We start from the raw sequence: 15,974 nt of genomic DNA on the forward strand, positions 1-15,974 counted from the left end.
CCGGTCTCAGGTGCGCCGGTGAAGGCGCCCGGCGGTGGGGAGTTCCAGCACGAAGACGCTGCCCCGCGGGGACGTGCTCTCCAGCCGCACCTCCCCGCCGAAGCGCACGGCGATGTCGCGCACGAGCGCGAGGCCCAGACCGAACCCGCGCGAGCGACCCTCGCCCGGCGCCGGCGCCGGCGCCGGCGCCGTCGACCGCGCGAACCGGTCGAAGAGGCGGTCGGGGTCCACGCCGGTGACCCCGCTGCCCTCGTCGGCCACGGCGATCCGCACGCGTCGCCCGTCCGCGGCGGCGCGCACCGTGACGGTGCCGCCCGCCGGCGAGTGCCGCACCGCATTGTCGAGCAGGGCGATGAGAGCGCGGCTCAGGGCGGCCCGCGTCGCCGTGACCGCCGGTGCGTCCCGCGCGTCGACGACGATGCGGATGCCGCGCTCCGCGGCCCTCGGGCCGATGACGGCCGTGGCATCGGCGGCGGCCTCGGCGACCGTCGTCACCGCCGTGCGGTCGTCGCGCCCCACCCCGGCCGTCTCTGCGGTGATCAGCAGATCGGTGAGGGCGGTGTCCATCGCGTCGGCATCCCGGCGCAGCTCGGCCAGTGCCCCCGAGACATCCCCGCCCTGCGCGGCACGGTGCTGGGCGAGCTGGATGCGGCTGCTGAGAGTGGTCAGCGGGGTGCGCAGCTCGTGGCCGGCGTCGGCGACGAAGGTGCGCTGCACCCGCAGCGCCTCGGCGAGGGGTGCCGCCGCACGCCGGGCGGCGTACCCAGCGAGAACGGCCAGCGCGAGCGCGCCGAGGATGCCGAGGACGACGGTGACGGGAACGATGAGGTCCAGCTCGATCACCCGAGAGCGCCGCCCGCCGCCCGGGGGCGGAGGGCGCCGATCGGGCCGCGACGCCGTGATCATCACCGCGACGGTCGCGGTCGTGACGATCGCGACGACCGCAGCGGCGGCGACACCCACCCACACCCCCGCGCGCACGGCGGCGCGGTTCACCCGGCGCTGGTCGGCAGCCGCCGCCGCGTCGGCGCGGCCGCTCATCGCGGCATCCCCGCCCGGTAGCCGCGCGCCCGGACGGTCTCGATGATCTCGGGGGTGGACTTGCGCCGCACGTAGTGCACGTACGTGTCGACCGTCGTCGCCGACCCGCCCGGAAAGACGGCGGCGATGATCTCGTCGCGGGTGAACACGTGCTCCGGGCTCGAGGTGAGCAGCTCCAGCAGATCGGACTCCGCCGCGGTGAGCGCGATGCGGGCGCCCCCCGGCGCGTACAGCGCCTGCGAGGCCGGGGTGAACACCCAGTCCCCGAGCTCCCGGCGGTCGCCCGGGCCGCGACCGCGCCGCAGCGCCCGCAGCCGGGCGCGCAGCTCCGCGAAGTCGAAGGGCTTCACCAGGTAGTCGTCGGCGCCGGCATCCAGCCCGCTCACCCGGTCGTCGACCGTCCCCAGCGCGGTGAGCATGAGCACGGGCGTGGCGATGCGCGCGGTGCGGATCGCCTCCAGCATCTGCACGCCCGACCGGCCGGGGAGACGCCGGTCGATGACCATCACCTCGTACCGGTTGCCCAGCGCCAGCCTCAGCCCCTCCTCGCCGGTGGTGGCGTGGTCGATGTCGTACTCGTCCGAGAGCACCTCGATCACCATCGCCGCGGTCTCGGTCTCGTCTTCGACGTACAGCAGACGGGGATGCGGCGCGCGCGGGACCCGGGTGTCGGGCGGGGGCGGCGGCCGGTCGGGCATGGGGTCAGGCTAGGAGAGGGCGAGCACGCGGGAAAGGCCCAAAACCGTTGATGCGTGCGGCGCGAGTGAGCATACTTTGCGGATGGACTTCGACGTGGCAGACCTGCTCCGTGTGGAGACCGCCGGTTGGCAGTCGCTGTGCGACGGCACCGGCGGGGATTTCTACGGATCTCTGATGACCGACGACGGCCTGATGGTGCTCGCCGACGGATCCGTGCTCGATCGCGACGGCGTCGTCGCCTCGCTCGCCGACGCGCCGGCATGGTCGGCCTACGAGATCACGCACGAGCGGATGGTCGATGTCGGCAGCGACGTGGTCGCGTTCGTGTACCGGGCCCGCGCGTTCCGCGCGTCGGGCGGGCCGCCGTTCGACGCCCTCATGTCCAGCGTCTACAGGTGGCGGGGCGGACGCTGGCGGCTCGCGCTGTACCAGCAGACCCCCGTTCCCGACGAGGAGAGCGCCGAACTCTGACGCCGCACTCTGCGACACGGTGGGGGGATTGTCAACCGGTTCCCTGCCGCCGTGGGACGGGGTGGGATGGCCTTCCGACGGTTCGACGAAAGGACCCTGATGGCCGACACGACCGAGCTGCAGAAGCTCAACGAGCTGCTGAAGAAGTTCCGCTTCGCGATGGTGACCACCCGTGCCGCGGACGGAACCCTCACCGCCCACCCCCTCACCGTGCAGGAGCACGAGACCGACGGCGACCTGTGGTTCGTCGTCTCCCGCAACGCGACGGCCGCTCAGCACGTGCAGCACGACCCGCACGTGGGGGTGTCGTTCAGCTCCAACGACGCGTGGCTCTCGCTGGCGGGTTCGGCGCAGATCGTCGACGACACGGCCAAGCTGAAGGAGGAGTGGAACTCCGGGCTCGAGGCCTGGTTCCCGGAGGGACCCGAGGACCCCGACATCGTGCTGCTGAAGATCAACGCCGAGAGCGGCGAGTACTGGGACAGCCCGGGCGGACGCGTGGCCAGTGTGCTGGCCTTCGTCAAGCACAAGGTCACCGGCGAGCGCCTCGAGGGCGATAACGAGACGTTCGATCTCTGACATGGCGGATGCCGCAGACGTGGGCGCGCCGCGGACCATCGTCATCACCGGGGCCAGCGATGGAATCGGCGCCGCCGCGGCGCGTCAGCTGCAGGCCGCAGGTGAGCACGTCGTGGTGGTCGGGCGCAACCCGGAGAAGACGCGCAGGGTCGCCGAGGAGATCGGGGCGCCGTGGCACCTCGCCGACTACGCCCAGCTCGGTCAGGTGCGCGATCTCGCCGCCGCGCTGCGCGACTCCTACCCGCGCATCGACGTGCTCGCCAACAACGCCGGCGGCATCTTCGGTGAGCGGGTCGTCACCGAGGACGGCTTCGAGCTGACGTTCCAGGTGAACCACCTGGGCGGATTCCTGCTGACGAATCTGCTGCGGGACCGTCTCGTCGACAGCGGGGCGTCCGTCATCCAGACCTCCAGCGTCGCGGCGCAGCGCTTCGCGCGCTTCGACATCGATGATCTGCAGGGGAAGCGCCGCTACACCGCGGGGGCTGCCTACGGCAACGCCAAGCTCGCGAACGTGCTGTTCACGAAGGAGTTGCACCGCCGGTTCTCGCGGGACGGCCTGCGCGCCGTGGCCTTCCACCCCGGAGCCGTGGCGACGAGCTTCGCCGGAGCATCCGAGGGGCCGTGGCGGTTCATGTACACGAACCCGGTGACGAAGCGGCTGCTCACCACACCGGAGCAGGGTGGGTCGCGGCTGACGTTCCTCGCCGCGGGGACGCCCGGCATCGACTGGCGGCCGGGGGGCTATTACTCCGGCAACAAGCCGGCGCGCACGAACCCGCTCGCCGCCGACCCGGCACTGGCCCGCATGCTGTGGGAGCGCAGCGCGGAGATGGTCGGGCTCTGACCCGCCGCCGGGGGCTCGATCCGCGGGGGTTCGGGGACCTTTCCGCGCCCCGCCCCCCGGTGCCGGTGGTCCGGGCGTTCGGGGACCTTTACGCGCCCCGAACCGGGCGAATCCGGGGTTCGGGGACTTTTTCGCGCCCCGAACCACCGGCATCCGGGGTTCGGGGACCTTTTCGCGACCCAAACCACCGGCATCCGGGTTCGGGGTGCGGGCGGGCGCGCGGGGACGCGCGACGTTTACGCGCCCCGAGCCACGGGAGTCGGCGTTCGGCGACCTTCACGCGACCCAAACCGGGTGAATCGGGGCTTCGGCGACCTTTACGCGACCCAAACCGGGTGAATCGGGGCTTCGGCGACCTTTACGCGCCCCAAACGACAGGCATCCGGGGTTCGGGGACCGTTACGCGACCCACACCGGGTGAATCGCAGGTTCGGGACTTTTTCGCGCCCCAAACCACAGGCATCGGGGCTTCGGCGACCTTTACGCGCCCCAAACCACCGGCATCCGGGGCTTGGGGACCTTTACGCGACCCAAACCCACAGGCATGCGGGGTTCCGGGACCTTACGCGAGCCGCAGCGTCCACCCCACCGAGCACACGTCGATCGCCAGCGGCGGCGGGTCGGCGAACTTCGGGATCTGCACCTCCGCCCAGACGTCGGGGGCAAGGCCGACGCGCGGGAACGCGGTACCGGCGTGCTCCACGTCGGCATCCGCCACATAGGCGATGACGTCCAGCGCGTCGAGCTTGGTGACCGGCATATCGACCACGAGCGTCACGGCGTAGGGGCCGCCGGCGGTATCGCGGGTCGGGATGGTCATCGTGTCATCCTCGTCACCTCACGTCGGGCTCGCCAGCCCTGATGCCTCGGCGACCTGTCGCTTTAGGCTGACGGGCATGTCAGCGATGAACCTCGTGCGCTCCGCCGCCGGAGCCGCCCTGCTCGTCAACGCCGTCCCGCACGGTGTCGCCGCCGTGCAGGGCACGCCCTTTCCGTCGCCGTTCTCCGATCCGCCGGGGGTGGGCCTGTCCTCACCGGCGGTGAACGTCGCCTGGAGCGGTGCGAACCTCGTCGCCGGGCGGCTGCTGCTGGACCGCACCGACGGCACGGCCGGCGAGCGTGTCGTCGCGGCGCTCGCCGCCGTCGGGATGGCGCTCGTGCTGGCGACCCACTTCGGCAACGTGCGCCGGCGCCCGCGACGCGCACGCCGGTAGGCTCCAACCGCTCGCGGCCGGCAGCCGACCCTGCCAGCGTGGAGGCGGTGGCGAGTGCGTCAGCGGTAGCGGACGACCGCCTCGCGGATTGCGTCCGCGTGCTGATAGATCTCGTCCAGCGATGCGAGAGGGTGGCGTGTCTCAACCTTTTCCGCGTCCAGCAGACCCAGGTACTTCTGACGGGAGTTGAAGTGGAGCCTCGCGATCGGCTTGCGGTTGTTGTCGTCAAGCATGACAGCGAAGTAGCTCTTTGCGTCGCGGTGGGTCACACGCTGCGGCTTGATCTCGCCGCAGGCGATCGCTTTCACGATCTGGTAGCCCTCGAGCTCTTCGAGGGTTGTCTCGATCTCGGTGTCGCGGTTGAGGTCCTCCTCAGCCACGGACTCCGACGTGAGCTCAGGCGCTTCGTGTGCCGCCACGGCAGCGCCTGCTCCTAGCGCGGTCTTAAGCCGGTCGTTGACGCTGTCCGTCAAGAACTGGCGCGACGCTTTGGTGACGAGCGAGGTGAACTGCTCGCGGACGCTCTTGGTGAATGCGCCGTCGTACACGCGCGACGTGAAGAACTTGATCCACTCGTCGCTCGGCTCGCGGAACTGGGCTGCGATCTCCCGCTTAATCACGCCGACGTACTTGAGTTCCTCGGCCGCACTGATGATCGAGTCAAGATCGAAACTGTCCTTGCTCATCTTCTGAACCTCGGGAATCAACGTCTCGTCGATATCCAGGAGGTCGAGCACGAGGAACGGCTTCGCGTCCATGCGGTTAGGGGCGTCGAGATCGGTGTAGAACTGCCAGATCACGCCGTTCGTCAAGGCAGCTATGCGAGCGTTCGTGGTCGCGAAGTACCGGAACAGCTGGGAAGCGTGCTCAATCTTGGGCGCGCCAGTGGACGCCTTGCATTCGATCAGGATCTGAACCTCGCCATCCCGCATGATGGCGTAGTCGACCTTCTCGCCCTTCTTGATGCCGACGTCGGCGGTGAACTCAGGGACTACTTCCAGCGGATCGAAGACGTCGTAACCCAGGATGGTCGAGATGAACGGCATGATGAAGGCATTCTTCGTTGCCTCCTCGGTGCCTATCGCCGCAGACTGATTGCGAACCTTGGTCGCGAGCGCATCGAGGCGGTCTTCAAAATCCATCGCTTGTTTTTCCCCCAGGGAATCGGTTACCTGAGAGAAAGCTTAGCGTCTGGTGTATAGCGACTAGCGCGAGACCGCGAACGCCGTTGAGGACTCTCGCGACGAGCAGCACGCGGGCTGCTCAGCCGATGGCATCCTCGCGCTTGGGCAGCACCCAACCGGGGCGCACGAAGTGGCAGGTGTAGCCGTTCGGGATGCGCAGCAGGTAATCCTGGTGCTCGGGCTCGGCCTCCCAGAAGGGTCCGGCGGGCTCGATGGTGGTGACGACCTTGTTCGGCCAGATGCCGGAGGCGTCCACATCGGCGATGGTCTCGCGTGCCACCCGCTCCTGCTCGGGGGTGACCGGGAAGATCGCCGAGCGGTAGCTCGTGCCGACGTCGTTGCCCTGACGGTTGAGGGTCGACGGGTCGTGGATCTGGAAGAAGAAGGCCAGGATGTCGCGATACGTCGTCTGGGTGGGGTCGAAGATGATCTCCACCGCCTCGGCGTGGCCGGGGTGGTTGCGATAGGTGGGGTGGTCGTTCTGGCCGCCGGTGTATCCGACGCGGGTGGAGACCACGCCCGGCTGGCGGCGGATCAGGTCTTCGACGCCCCAGAAGCACCCGCCGGCGAGCACGGCGGTTTCGGTGCCGGGGGTACGGGTGATGGCTCCGGTGTCGGTGGGTCCGCTGGTCATGATGCGTGCTCCTCGTGAGTGTCGGTCTGCAGTCTTTCAGGCCCGAGGGCCCGGATGGGTGACGCCGCCGGCTGCGGCGTCATAGACCGCAACGGATGCCGGTGCCGTTTTGGTCCCGCGAACCTGGGAGCGGCCCGTGAATCGGTCACGGACCGGAGGCGGGGCGGATGCCGGAGGCGGGGCGGATGCCGGCGGCGGGCGGTGCCGCCGCGGCTCGCGGCAGGTCCTGGTCGAACGACACCCGGGAGACGAGCTCGCGGCGGCTCGCCACGCCCACCTTCGCGAAGATCGACTTCAAGTGGTCCTGCACCGTGTAGGGCGACACCCCCATCGTCCCCGCGATCGCGCGGGTGTCCCCGCCCCGCAGCACCAGCCGAAGCACCTCGTTCTCGCGCGCCGTCAGCCCGTAGGCGGCGCCGACCAGGTCGATGACGTCTTGCGGGTGGGCGTGCTCGATCGTGACGACCACGTCGCCGCTTCGGCCTTCTCCCATCAGCGGCGCCGCCTGCAGCAGCAGCCACACCCCATCGCCGCGGCGGATCCGAAGGCGCGGCATCCGTTCAGCGTCGCCCCGGGCCACCCGGCGCACCGCCGTCACCAGCGCCTGCACCGATACGAGCGGGTCGCCCGATGCGCTGTCGGCGGCGACCCGCTGCAGCGCCTCCGCTGCAGCGTCGCTGCACTGCACGATGTGGTCGCGCGTGTCGACGACGATGACGGCAGGGCCGACCGCTGCGGCCTCGTCGTGCCGTACGGCACCGGCGAGAAGTCCCGTGCGGATGCCGCGGGCGAGCGCCGGGGCGAGAGTGCCGAGAAAGCCCGCCTCGGCGGGCGAGAAGGGGCGGTCATCGGCGCCGCGGAACAGCGCCAGCCCACCCCAGGGTCCGGTGCGGTCGGCCAGCAGCACGCGTGCCTCGTCGTGGAACCCGAAGAGGGGGACCATCAGCTCGCTCATCCGCGGGGAGCGCTCGATCACCCCGGAGGTGGCCGTATGCGCGGTCGCCACCACCTCCCGCCTGGCCAGCAGTGCCCGGTACGCGGTGGGGTCGTCGCGGCCGTACTCGATCTGCGCCCAGTCCCTGTCGCCGTCGTCGCGACCGGCCAGTGCTCCCGTCTTCAGCGCGCCGGCGACCATCGCGGTGGTGGGGTCGATGGTCGACAGGCACGATGCCGCGAACCCCAGCACCCTGCCGAGCGCGTCGATGGCATGCTCTGCGAAAGCAGGCAGGGCGAACCCCGCGCGGGACATCAGATCGATCTCGTCGCGGGCACGACGGTATGCAGGCGCATGGGCCATGCACGACAGTGTCCCGCTGGCGCAGGGCCGGCGCCAGACCCCCACCCTTCTGGGAGTGACAGCGCGGGTGGGCTCTGCGAGGGTGGCCTGGTTCGCACCGGGCGCGTCGTCGCCCTCCTGATCGATCCGGATGCACCCGAGATGACTCTTCCCGCCCCGCTCCTCGACGGACCCGCTGCCCTGCGCAGCGCGCTGGCCGAGCGTGTCGTGCTCGCCGACGATGTCGAGTACGACACTGCTCGGCTCTCGTGGAACCGTTCCGTCGACCGGCATCCACTCGCCGTCGCGCGTCCGGAGAGCGCCGAGGACGTCGTGGCCGTCGTGCGCGCCGCCGGGTCGGCAGGGTTGCGCCTGATGCCGCAGTCCACCGGGCACGCCGCCGCCGCTCTGCGGGGGGCGGACCTGTCGGACACCGTCATCGTCGACCTCTCCCGGCTGCGCGGCGTGAGCGTCGACCCCGAGGCCCGGTCGGCACGCGTACTCGGCGGCTCGACCTGGAACGACGTGCTGGCCGCCGTCGCCCCGCACGGGCTGACGGCGCTTCACGGCAGCGCGGGCGACGTCTCGGTGGTCGGCTACGCGCTCAGCGGCGGGGTGTCCTTCTACGCCCGCGCCCACGGCCTGGCCGTCGGGAGTGTGACGGAGGCCCAGGTGGTCACCGCGGACGGGGCGCTCGTGCGGGCCGCGGCCGACGAGAACCCCGAGTTGTTCTGGGCGTTGCGCGGCGGTGCCGGGGCGATCGGCGTCGTCGTCTCGGTGCGTCTGGAGCTGCTGCCCTATGCCGACGTGTTCGCCGGGATGCTGCTGTGGGATGCCGTCCACGCCGCCGAGGTCACCCATGCGTGGGCGCGGTGGACGGCCACGGCGCCGGAGTCGGCGACGACGGCGCTGCGGGTGCTGCACCTGCCGCCGCTGCCGGGACTGCCGCCTTTCCTGAGCGGCCGCTCGGTGGTCGTGGTCGACGGGGCGATCCTCGAGACGGATGCCGTGGCATCCGCGCTGCTCGAGCCGCTGCGTGCGCTGTCGCCGGAAGTCGACACGTTCGCCCGCATCCCCGCGCCGGCGCTCGTCGGGGTGCACATGGACCCGCCCGATCCGACACCGTCGGTGTCGGCCGCGTCGATGCTGGCGGCGCTCCCGCCGGAGGCCGCCGACGCATTCGTGGCAGCGAGCGGGATGCCGGGGATGTTCATCACCGAGCTGCGCCATCTGGGGGGAGCGGCGGCACGGCCGGTGGAGGGCGGCGGGGCGGTCTCGGCGGTAACGGGGGAGTACGTCGCCCACGCCGTCGCTGTGGCCCCGGTTGCCGACGCGGTGCCGGGTGCGGAGGCGGCGGTGCGCGCCGGCCTGGCGCAGCTCGCGCCGTGGCGGTCGACGGGGGTGGCGCTCACCTTCGTCGATGAGCCGGACAGTGACCGGGCACCGGCCTTCGGTGATGGACTCGTCCGACTGCGGGAACTCAAGCGGGCGATCGACCCGAACGGAATGCTTCGGGGGGCGCATCCGATCTGATCGCAGCGCGGGTCTCGTGGGGACGGGCTGGGGGACGGGCGGAGGTGCGGGCCGGAGGGCGGCCCCGCCTCCGTCCGGCGTCGGGGGACAATGGACCCATGTCCCCTGCGCTGAGCGAGATCGCCGATTCCGAGTACGTGCTGCTCACCACCTTCCGCAAGACCGGTGTCGCCGTCTCGACGCCGGTGTGGGCGGCACCCGACGGCGACGAGCTGCTCGTGACGACGGGCGGCGCTTCGGGCAAGGTCAAGCGGCTGCGTCACACCGAACGGGTGACGCTGACCCCGTGCGACGTGCGCGGCAACGTCGTCGACGGGGCAGTCGCGGTCGAGGCCACCGCCACCGTGCACGACGACGATGCGACGATGGCGCGCCTGGACAAGGCTCTGAACGCCAAGTACGGCATCAAGTACAAGATGATCCGCGCCGGCCAGAAGCTGCGTCGCGGTCAGAGCGATTCGGTCGCGCTCGTCATTCGCTGACGGCTCCACCGGCAGGGATGCTCGGACGGCGATGTCGGCCGTCACCCCCGCGAACTAACATCGAATCACCGCCCGCCATCTGAGGAGTCCCGCCGTGCCTGCAGCCGCTGACGCACTCGCCCACGCCGACGATCTCGCCGCTTTCGTCGCGGCGTCCCCGTCGAGCTTCCACGCCGCGACAGAAGTGGCGGAACGGCTCGTCGATGCCGGTTTCACCCGGCTCGATGAAACCGCGGCCTGGCCGGCGGTCGCGGGCGGGCGCTTTCTGGTCGTGCGTGACGGCGCGGTGATCGCGTGGGTCGTCCCGGCCGGAGCGACCGGCGCGACCCCCGTGCGGGTGTTCGGGGCGCACAGCGATTCGCCGGCGTTCAAGCTCAAGCCGCAGCCGACCACGGGGTCGCTGGGCTGGCTGCAGGCGGGCGTGGAGGTCTACGGCGGCCCGCTGCTGAACTCGTGGCTCGACCGCGAGCTGCGCCTGGCGGGACGGCTCGTGCTCGACGACGGGTCGTCGGTGCTGACGGCGACCGGCCCCCTGCTGCGGCTGCCGCAGCTGGCGATCCACCTCGACCGTGAGGCGAACGACCACCTGGCGCTGGACAAGCAGACCCAGACCCAGCCGGTGTGGGGCCTCGGCGAGGCGGACTCGGCGGACCTGCTGGGTGAGCTCGCGCGCGCGGCAGGGGTGGATGCCGCTCGCATCCGCGGCTACGACATCGTCACCGCCGACGCCGCCCGGGGCGAGGTCTTCGGGCGCGACGACGTGTTCTTCGCCTCCGGGCGGCTCGACGACCTCGCATCCGTGCACGCCGGGGTCGTCGCGCTGGAGCGCGCGGCCGACGGGTTCGACGCCGACCACATCGCGATGCTCGCGGTGTTCGACCACGAGGAGGTCGGGTCGGGCACGCGTTCGGGTGCGGCAGGACCCTTCCTCTCCGACGTGCTGGAGCGGGTATGGCTCGGGCTCGGCGCCGATCGTGACGCGCAGCTGCGTGCGATGGCCGCCAGCTGGTGCGTCTCGAGCGACGTCGGCCACGCCGTGCACCCGAACTACCCGCAGAAGCACGACCCGGTGGTGCGTCCCACGTTGGGACAGGGCCCCATCCTCAAGATCAACGCGAACCAGCGGTACGCGACGGATGCCGTGGGCGCGGCGGCCTGGAACGGCTGGTGCGCCGATGCCGGGGTCGCGTCGCAGGAGTTCGTCTCCAACAATGCGGTGCCGTGCGGGTCGACGATCGGCCCCATCACGGCGACGCGGCTCGGCATGCGCACGGTGGACGTCGGCATCCCGATCCTGTCGATGCACTCCGCACGCGAGCTCGCCGGCGTCAGCGATCTGTGGGACCTGCAGCGCGTCGCCGAGGTCTTCTTCCGCGGCTGAGTCGTTTCGCGACGGCGCGCGGGGCGACCGTCAGTCGGTGAGCGCCGCGGCGTAGCCGCGCACCGAGCGGTTGTAGATCGGGAGCGTCGGTTCGACCGCTTCGATCGCCACGCGCAGCGCCTCATCGTGCCGCCCCGCGCTGTGCAGGGCCAGGGCGAGGAACACCGCCGGCGCGGCCCCCACCGACGGATGCGACGGCGCGGCGCGCAGCAGGGCGATGGCCTCGTCGACCCGGCCGAGGTTGCGCAGCGTCGAGGCGTGCTGCACCGCGAGGCGGGCAGCGCGCGCCGGGTCGATGTCGCAGAGGCCCGCCGCCGTGGCCGCGGAGTACTGCGTGTCGGCATCCGCTTCGTCACCGGCGGAATCCATGGCGCCGCCGAGCTCGAAGGCGCCGAGCGCCGGATGCGGCGCCGCGGCCGCCAGTGAGCGCATGAGGTCGATACGCTCCCGGTCGTCGATGGTGTCGTCGGCCCAGAGGGCGGCGACCTGCTGCTCCCACTGATGTGCGGTCATCCGGCCAGCGTATGTCGGGCGAGCGCCGTGTTCGGAATGCGCAGGTCAGGCGTCGGCGTAGAACCGCCAGGCCAGACCCGGGTAGTCCACGACCATGCCGTCGTGGTCGACGGACAGGTCGGCCGAGAAGCTGCGGTCCTCGTTGGCATAGGTGACGGTGCGCTTGCCGGTGCGATCGTGGGAGCCGTAGTGCTGGCGTTCGCGGCGCACCTGCAGTGACGGCACGTCGACCCAGGCCGCCGTCAGCTGCTCCTCATCCCGGTCGCGGCGGTGCAGGTCGAGCCGGCGGATCGGCATGACGTTCGTCACGGGGCACAGGCCCAGATCGCAGTCGAGGGCGTCGCTGAGGTCGGTGTCGTCATCGAGACCGGGGTCGGCCCAGCGCTGGATCGCGCCGGTCTGCGTGACGGTCGCCCGCCAGGCGGCATCGCCGCCGCGGCGCAGGTCGAGCGAGCGGGACCAGCCCTTGCCGAGGGAACGCACGCGCAGGTGGTTGGTGACCCACCCGTCGCCGACATCGAGCGTCCACGACAGGGTGTACTGCTGCGTCACTGAGGATCCGTGGGCCCGCAGCCCGCTATTGCGGAACCGCACATACGCGGTGTCGACACGGGAGGGATCGTCCTCCCCGCGCCACTGATATCGCTCGCTGTCCATCCTTCCGGTCTACTCCCGGGCATCGGGCGGGGCAATGCCCTTGTGCCTGAGCGCCGTCTCGGTCAGCGCGGTGCACCGGCGGCGCCGGTGCCCGTGGGCATCCGCCGCGTGCAGCCGGCGCTCCCGCATCGCCAGGAACAGCGGGAAGGTGAACGCGAACGCCGTCACCGCCGACAGCACGATGTACAGCCACGCCCGCCGCATGCCCAGCCGACGGGCTTCGGTCACGATCAGCACGCACCCGGCGATCGCGACGACGAGCAGGTCGACGCCGAGGGAGCCGACGGCCGGACCGCCGTCGAAGATGTCGCCGAGGAAGTCGCGCCCCATCACGACGGTCGACGCGTTGAGCGCGAAGGTGACGACGAGCCCGATGAGGGCGAGGGCCAGGTATACGAGCGACAGGGGCGTCCAGTGCGGCTTCTGTGAAGGCGTCATGAGGCATTGTCGCCTGGGAATGCCGTGGGAGCGCCGTCGCACCCCTGTTGACCTCGACGTCAGCGATATATCGTCGAGTATCGGTGAGACACGCCGATCAGACGAGGGGGACCACAATGAACGGTTCATTCGACAGCGGTTTCGGCTCCGGTTCCGGGGGGCGCGGCGGCGGTTTCGGCGCGGGCGGCGGCTTCGGCGGCAGCGGGGGCGGTGGCTCGCACGGGTTCGGCATCGGCGATATCGGACAGGGCATGTGGGATGCCGTGGACCAGCTGCGTCGCGCCTTCGAACCGCGCCCGAGCGGCACGAGCCGGATGGGGCGCGGCGACGTGCGCGTGGCGGTGCTCAGCCTGCTGGCCGAGCGGCCGATGCACGGCTACCAGATCATCCAGGAGATCGAGGATCGCAGCGGCGGATCGTGGAAGCCCAGCGCCGGCAGCGTCTACCCGACGCTGCAGCTGCTGGCCGATGAAGGCCTGATCACCGCGGAAGAGGCCAACGGTCGCAAGACCTACGCGCTCACCGAGGCAGGCCGCATCGAGGCGGACGCCGTCGCGGGCAAGTCGGCGCCGTGGGAGGGCGCCTCGAAGGAGAACGCGCGCATGACCGCGCTGCCCAAGGCGGGCATGGAGCTCGCTCAGGCCGCCGCGCAGGTGGGCCGGTCGGGCTCGCCCGAGCAGGTGCACGAGGCGGTCGAGATCCTCAACGACGCGCGCCGCCGGCTCTACGCGCTTCTCGCCCAGGACTGAGCAGCGTGACGGAGGAGCGCCGGGGGCGGCAGATGTCCGTTCCCGGCGTGGGGGACACGCGCGCTCGTTCCCGCCGCATCCTGCGCTTCGCTGCGCGTTACCTCGTGCAGTCGTGGTGGTACGAGTTGTTCCTTCCGCGCTTCGGCCTCGGGCGCTTCGTCGCCCGGGGCCGTGCGGCGCGGATGACGCGCATCGCGCAGCGCTTCCACGTGCTGGCCGTCGATCTCGGCGGGCTCATGATCAAGGTCGGGCAGTTCATGTCGTCGCGGCTCGACGTGCTGCCGCCCGAGATCACGAAGGAACTCGAAGGGCTGCAGGACGAGGTGCCGCCTGTGCCGTTCCCCGCGATCCGCGCGGCTGCCGAGGCCGAGCTGGGCATCGCGCTCGACGTCGCCTACGCCGCGTTCGACGAGGTGCCGGTGGCTGCGGCATCCCTCGGCCAGGCCCACCGAGCCCGCCTCGCGGCGCTCGACGAGGAACTCACCGGGTTCGCCGATGTGATCGTGAAGGTGCAGCGTCCCGGCATCCAGGAGATCGTCGACGTCGACCTTGCTGCGCTGCGCCGAGTGGGGCGGTGGCTCAGCCGCGTGCAGGTGGTCGCCCGTCGGGTGGACATGCCGGCCCTCGTGGAGGAGTTCGCCGCGACGAGCAGGGCCGAGATCGACTACCTGCTCGAAGCGGGCAACGCGGAGCGGTTCGCCGAGAACGCCGCCGACGACCGGCGGGTGAGCGTGCCCGAGGTGGTGTGGGAGCGCACCACGCGGCGGGTGCTGACCCTGTCGGATGTCACGGCGATCAAGGTCACCGACGTCGACGCGCTGCGGGCGGCGGGCATCGACCCGGCCGAGGTCGCGCACACGTTCGCATCCGTCATGTTCGGGCAGCTGTTCGGCGACGGGTTCTTCCATGCCGACCCGCACCCCGGGAACATCTTCGTCACCCCGCTCGCGACGCCCGACGGCGGGCGCGGTGCGGATGCCGGGGGATCGCCCCCCTGGGTGCTGACGTTCATCGACTTCGGGATGATGGGCGAGGTCACCCCGACGCTGCGCCGAGGGTTGCGCAGGCTCGTGATCGCTGTTGCCGCACGCGATGGGAAAGGCCTCGTCGACGGCATCCGGGATGTGGGGGTGCTGCTGCCCTCGGCCGACACCCGTGAGCTGGAGCGGGCGATGACGCAGCTGTTCGCGCGCTTCGGCGGGATGGGCTTCGCTGAGCTGCAGCAGGTCGATCCCCAGGAGTTCCGGGACTTCGCGGTGGAGTTCGGTGACGTGGTGCGGGCGATGCCGTTCCAGTTGCCCGAGAACTTCTTGCTGATCATCCGGTCGATGTCGCTGGTGTCCGGCGTATGCAGCTCGCTGCAGGCGGACTTCAACCTGTGGGACGCGGTCGAGCCGTACGCCGGCCAGCTGCTGCGCGACGAGCGGGGCAATGTGCTGCAGGACGCTGTCACGCAGGCGGCGTCGACGGCGTCGATCGCGGCAGGGCTGCCGCGGCGGATCAACGACGTCATCGAGCGGATCGACGAGGGCGCGATCGCCGTCGAGACGCCGCGGCTCGACCGGCGGCTGGCGCGGCTCGAGCGGGCGGCGCGGCGGGTCGTGTCGGCCATCCTCTTCGGCGGTCTGCTGGTGGGAGGGGTGCTGCTGCGTCCCGCCGAGGAGGCGTTCGGCACTGTGCTCATGGTCGCCTCGGTGCCGCCCCTGCTGCACGCCCTGTTCGCAGGGATGGTGGGCCCGCGCGGTCCCGCCTGAGGCGCCGCGGGGCGGTGGAACGGCGGAGCCGCGGGGAACGGTGGAGCGGCCGGCTCAGGTGGTACCCGGCTCGGCACGCTCCCGGCACCACTCGACGAACTTCTTCGCGCGACCATCGGGAGCGAAGTGCACCTCCCAGAGGTTCACCCAGTTGGTGTCGCCCGGGTAGTCGATCGTGCCGCGGATGATGCCGAGATCATCGTTCTCGATCAGTACGTCGAGATCGTGCTGCGGGTCGGCGCCCTCGGATTCCGGCCATGCAGCGAGGATCGCGTCGATCCCCCGCGCGGGATCGGGGTCGTCGGGCCGGAACCAGTATTCGGCATCGTCGGCGAAGATGGCGCGGACGTCGTCGGGGTTCTCGGTCTGCCAGGCGGTGATGTAGCCGTCCAGCCAGGTGCGTGTTCTGCTCATGGCGATGGTCTACTCCGGGGTGCGGACACTGCGCAGTGGGATTGACAGGCGGTCGGGCGGTTCGGTCGGGCGGTTCGGTCGGGCGGTTCGGTCGGGCGGTTCGGTCGG

The 15,974-nt window shown here is 71.1% G+C and carries 19 protein-coding genes; 9 read left to right on the forward strand and 10 right to left on the reverse strand.

Going from position 1 to position 15,974, the window contains the following annotated elements; genetic code table 11:
* Positions 1-6: 6 nt before the first annotated feature.
* Positions 7-1,041, reverse strand: coding sequence for a sensor histidine kinase KdpD (locus NQ165_RS06610; RefSeq protein ID WP_257532126.1), 1,035 nt, complete (start codon positions 1,039-1,041; stop codon positions 7-9).
* Positions 1,038-1,739, reverse strand: coding sequence for a response regulator transcription factor (locus tag NQ165_RS06615; protein ID WP_257532128.1), 702 nt, complete (start codon positions 1,737-1,739; stop codon positions 1,038-1,040). Before NQ165_RS06615 ends, NQ165_RS06610 begins: the two co-directional genes overlap by 4 nt.
* An 82-nt stretch (positions 1,740-1,821) precedes the next feature.
* Between NQ165_RS06615 and NQ165_RS06620 the strand changes: the two genes are divergently transcribed.
* The 3 genes from NQ165_RS06620 (at position 1,822) to NQ165_RS06630 (ending at position 3,637) form a co-directional block, all read left to right on the forward strand.
* The gene (locus NQ165_RS06620) at positions 1,822-2,211 is read left to right on the forward strand and encodes a nuclear transport factor 2 family protein (RefSeq protein ID WP_257525960.1); all 390 of its coding nucleotides are present in this window, start codon (positions 1,822-1,824) and stop codon (positions 2,209-2,211) included.
* A gap of 99 nt (positions 2,212-2,310) precedes the next feature.
* Complete coding sequence (locus tag NQ165_RS06625) at positions 2,311-2,790, forward strand: pyridoxamine 5'-phosphate oxidase family protein (RefSeq protein WP_257525959.1); 480 nt, start codon at positions 2,311-2,313, stop codon at positions 2,788-2,790.
* 1 nt (position 2,791) lies between these two features.
* A complete protein-coding gene (locus tag NQ165_RS06630) occupies positions 2,792-3,637 on the forward strand; it encodes an SDR family NAD(P)-dependent oxidoreductase (protein WP_257532130.1) in 846 nt (281 codons plus the stop codon).
* 562 nt (positions 3,638-4,199) lie between these two features.
* Here NQ165_RS06630 and NQ165_RS06635 read toward each other — a convergent pair.
* Positions 4,200-4,457, reverse strand: a complete 258-nt coding sequence (locus NQ165_RS06635) for a hypothetical protein (protein WP_257532133.1) — start codon at positions 4,455-4,457, stop codon at positions 4,200-4,202.
* 76 nt (positions 4,458-4,533) lie between these two features.
* Here NQ165_RS06635 and NQ165_RS06640 point away from each other — a divergent pair, with 76 nt between their 5' ends.
* A complete protein-coding gene (locus NQ165_RS06640; RefSeq protein ID WP_257532134.1) occupies positions 4,534-4,851 on the forward strand; it encodes a hypothetical protein in 318 nt (105 codons plus the stop codon).
* Between the two features lie 59 nt (positions 4,852-4,910).
* On the opposite strand, the gene NQ165_RS06645 is transcribed toward NQ165_RS06640, so the two are convergent.
* The 3 genes from NQ165_RS06645 to NQ165_RS06655 form a co-directional block, all read right to left on the reverse strand.
* Positions 4,911-5,993, reverse strand: coding sequence for a type I restriction endonuclease (locus NQ165_RS06645; RefSeq protein ID WP_257532137.1), 1,083 nt, complete (start codon positions 5,991-5,993; stop codon positions 4,911-4,913).
* Between the two features lie 121 nt (positions 5,994-6,114).
* Complete coding sequence (msrA, locus tag NQ165_RS06650) at positions 6,115-6,669, reverse strand: peptide-methionine (S)-S-oxide reductase MsrA (protein ID WP_257525955.1); 555 nt, start codon at positions 6,667-6,669, stop codon at positions 6,115-6,117.
* 145 nt (positions 6,670-6,814) lie between these two features.
* Positions 6,815-7,966 (reverse strand): LuxR family transcriptional regulator, encoded by a 1,152-nt coding sequence (locus tag NQ165_RS06655; RefSeq protein WP_257532139.1) that lies wholly within the window; start codon positions 7,964-7,966, stop codon positions 6,815-6,817.
* A 141-nt stretch (positions 7,967-8,107) separates the two neighbouring features.
* Here NQ165_RS06655 and NQ165_RS06660 point away from each other — a divergent pair, with 141 nt between their 5' ends.
* The 3 genes from NQ165_RS06660 to NQ165_RS06670 all read left to right on the forward strand — a co-directional run bounded on the left by NQ165_RS06660 (position 8,108) and on the right by NQ165_RS06670 (position 11,341).
* Positions 8,108-9,478, forward strand: a complete 1,371-nt coding sequence (locus NQ165_RS06660; RefSeq protein ID WP_257525953.1) for an FAD-binding oxidoreductase — start codon at positions 8,108-8,110, stop codon at positions 9,476-9,478.
* 98 nt (positions 9,479-9,576) lie between these two features.
* On the forward strand, positions 9,577-9,960 hold the full coding sequence (locus tag NQ165_RS06665; RefSeq protein WP_257525952.1) for a PPOX class F420-dependent oxidoreductase: 384 nt from the start codon (positions 9,577-9,579) through the stop codon (positions 9,958-9,960).
* A gap of 94 nt (positions 9,961-10,054) precedes the next feature.
* Positions 10,055-11,341: a M18 family aminopeptidase gene (locus tag NQ165_RS06670; protein ID WP_257525951.1), complete on the forward strand. Its 1,287-nt coding sequence runs from the start codon at positions 10,055-10,057 to the stop codon at positions 11,339-11,341.
* A 30-nt stretch (positions 11,342-11,371) separates the two neighbouring features.
* Here NQ165_RS06670 and NQ165_RS06675 read toward each other — a convergent pair whose 3' ends face one another.
* From NQ165_RS06675 to NQ165_RS06685, 3 genes are read right to left on the reverse strand one after another with little or no spacing between them, the layout of a single operon-like run.
* Complete coding sequence (locus NQ165_RS06675; protein WP_257525950.1) at positions 11,372-11,854, reverse strand: tetratricopeptide repeat protein; 483 nt, start codon at positions 11,852-11,854, stop codon at positions 11,372-11,374.
* 45 nt (positions 11,855-11,899) lie between these two features.
* On the reverse strand, positions 11,900-12,511 hold the full coding sequence (locus NQ165_RS06680) for a putative glycolipid-binding domain-containing protein (protein WP_257525948.1): 612 nt from the start codon (positions 12,509-12,511) through the stop codon (positions 11,900-11,902).
* Positions 12,512-12,520: 9 nt separating this feature from the next.
* On the reverse strand, positions 12,521-12,949 hold the full coding sequence (locus NQ165_RS06685; RefSeq protein WP_257525947.1) for a DUF2834 domain-containing protein: 429 nt from the start codon (positions 12,947-12,949) through the stop codon (positions 12,521-12,523).
* Between the two features lie 116 nt (positions 12,950-13,065).
* Between NQ165_RS06685 and NQ165_RS06690 the strand changes: the two genes are divergently transcribed.
* Both NQ165_RS06690 and NQ165_RS06695 read left to right on the forward strand, forming a co-directional pair.
* On the forward strand, positions 13,066-13,698 hold the full coding sequence (locus NQ165_RS06690) for a PadR family transcriptional regulator (protein ID WP_257525946.1): 633 nt from the start codon (positions 13,066-13,068) through the stop codon (positions 13,696-13,698).
* A gap of 32 nt (positions 13,699-13,730) precedes the next feature.
* Positions 13,731-15,452, forward strand: coding sequence for an AarF/ABC1/UbiB kinase family protein (locus NQ165_RS06695; RefSeq protein ID WP_257525945.1), 1,722 nt, complete (start codon positions 13,731-13,733; stop codon positions 15,450-15,452).
* A gap of 54 nt (positions 15,453-15,506) precedes the next feature.
* Here the strand turns inward: NQ165_RS06695 and NQ165_RS06700 are convergent, their stop codons facing one another.
* Positions 15,507-15,866 (reverse strand): nuclear transport factor 2 family protein, encoded by a 360-nt coding sequence (locus NQ165_RS06700; protein WP_257525944.1) that lies wholly within the window; start codon positions 15,864-15,866, stop codon positions 15,507-15,509.
* Between the last annotated feature and the right edge of the window lie 108 nt (positions 15,867-15,974).

This window comes from Microbacterium sp. zg.Y1084 (assembly GCF_024623595.1).
In the GTDB taxonomy this organism is placed as follows: domain Bacteria; phylum Actinomycetota; class Actinomycetes; order Actinomycetales; family Microbacteriaceae; genus Microbacterium; species Microbacterium wangruii.

Bases quoted from the DNA above. Each gene is read 5' to 3' on its own strand.
- NQ165_RS06680 (WP_257525948.1), bottom strand. From the start codon at position 12,511: ATGGACAGCGAGCGATATCAGTGGCGCGGGGAGGACGATCCCTCCCGT.
- NQ165_RS06695 (WP_257525945.1), top strand. From the start codon at position 13,731: ATGTCCGTTCCCGGCGTGGGGGACACGCGCGCTCGTTCCCGCCGCATC.
- NQ165_RS06640 (WP_257532134.1), top strand. From the start codon at position 4,534: ATGTCAGCGATGAACCTCGTGCGCTCCGCCGCCGGAGCCGCCCTGCTC.
- NQ165_RS06675 (WP_257525950.1), bottom strand. From the start codon at position 11,854: ATGACCGCACATCAGTGGGAGCAGCAGGTCGCCGCCCTCTGGGCCGAC.
- msrA (WP_257525955.1), bottom strand. From the start codon at position 6,669: ATGACCAGCGGACCCACCGACACCGGAGCCATCACCCGTACCCCCGGC.
- NQ165_RS06690 (WP_257525946.1), top strand. From the start codon at position 13,066: ATGAACGGTTCATTCGACAGCGGTTTCGGCTCCGGTTCCGGGGGGCGC.
- NQ165_RS06660 (WP_257525953.1), top strand. From the start codon at position 8,108: ATGACTCTTCCCGCCCCGCTCCTCGACGGACCCGCTGCCCTGCGCAGC.
- NQ165_RS06610 (WP_257532126.1), bottom strand. From the start codon at position 1,041: ATGAGCGGCCGCGCCGACGCGGCGGCGGCTGCCGACCAGCGCCGGGTG.
- NQ165_RS06645 (WP_257532137.1), bottom strand. From the start codon at position 5,993: ATGGATTTTGAAGACCGCCTCGATGCGCTCGCGACCAAGGTTCGCAAT.
- NQ165_RS06630 (WP_257532130.1), top strand. From the start codon at position 2,792: ATGGCGGATGCCGCAGACGTGGGCGCGCCGCGGACCATCGTCATCACC.
- NQ165_RS06625 (WP_257525959.1), top strand. From the start codon at position 2,311: ATGGCCGACACGACCGAGCTGCAGAAGCTCAACGAGCTGCTGAAGAAG.
- NQ165_RS06685 (WP_257525947.1), bottom strand. From the start codon at position 12,949: ATGACGCCTTCACAGAAGCCGCACTGGACGCCCCTGTCGCTCGTATAC.
- NQ165_RS06620 (WP_257525960.1), top strand. From the start codon at position 1,822: ATGGACTTCGACGTGGCAGACCTGCTCCGTGTGGAGACCGCCGGTTGG.
- NQ165_RS06655 (WP_257532139.1), bottom strand. From the start codon at position 7,966: ATGGCCCATGCGCCTGCATACCGTCGTGCCCGCGACGAGATCGATCTG.
- NQ165_RS06635 (WP_257532133.1), bottom strand. From the start codon at position 4,457: ATGACCATCCCGACCCGCGATACCGCCGGCGGCCCCTACGCCGTGACG.
- NQ165_RS06700 (WP_257525944.1), bottom strand. From the start codon at position 15,866: ATGAGCAGAACACGCACCTGGCTGGACGGCTACATCACCGCCTGGCAG.
- NQ165_RS06615 (WP_257532128.1), bottom strand. From the start codon at position 1,739: ATGCCCGACCGGCCGCCGCCCCCGCCCGACACCCGGGTCCCGCGCGCG.
- NQ165_RS06665 (WP_257525952.1), top strand. From the start codon at position 9,577: ATGTCCCCTGCGCTGAGCGAGATCGCCGATTCCGAGTACGTGCTGCTC.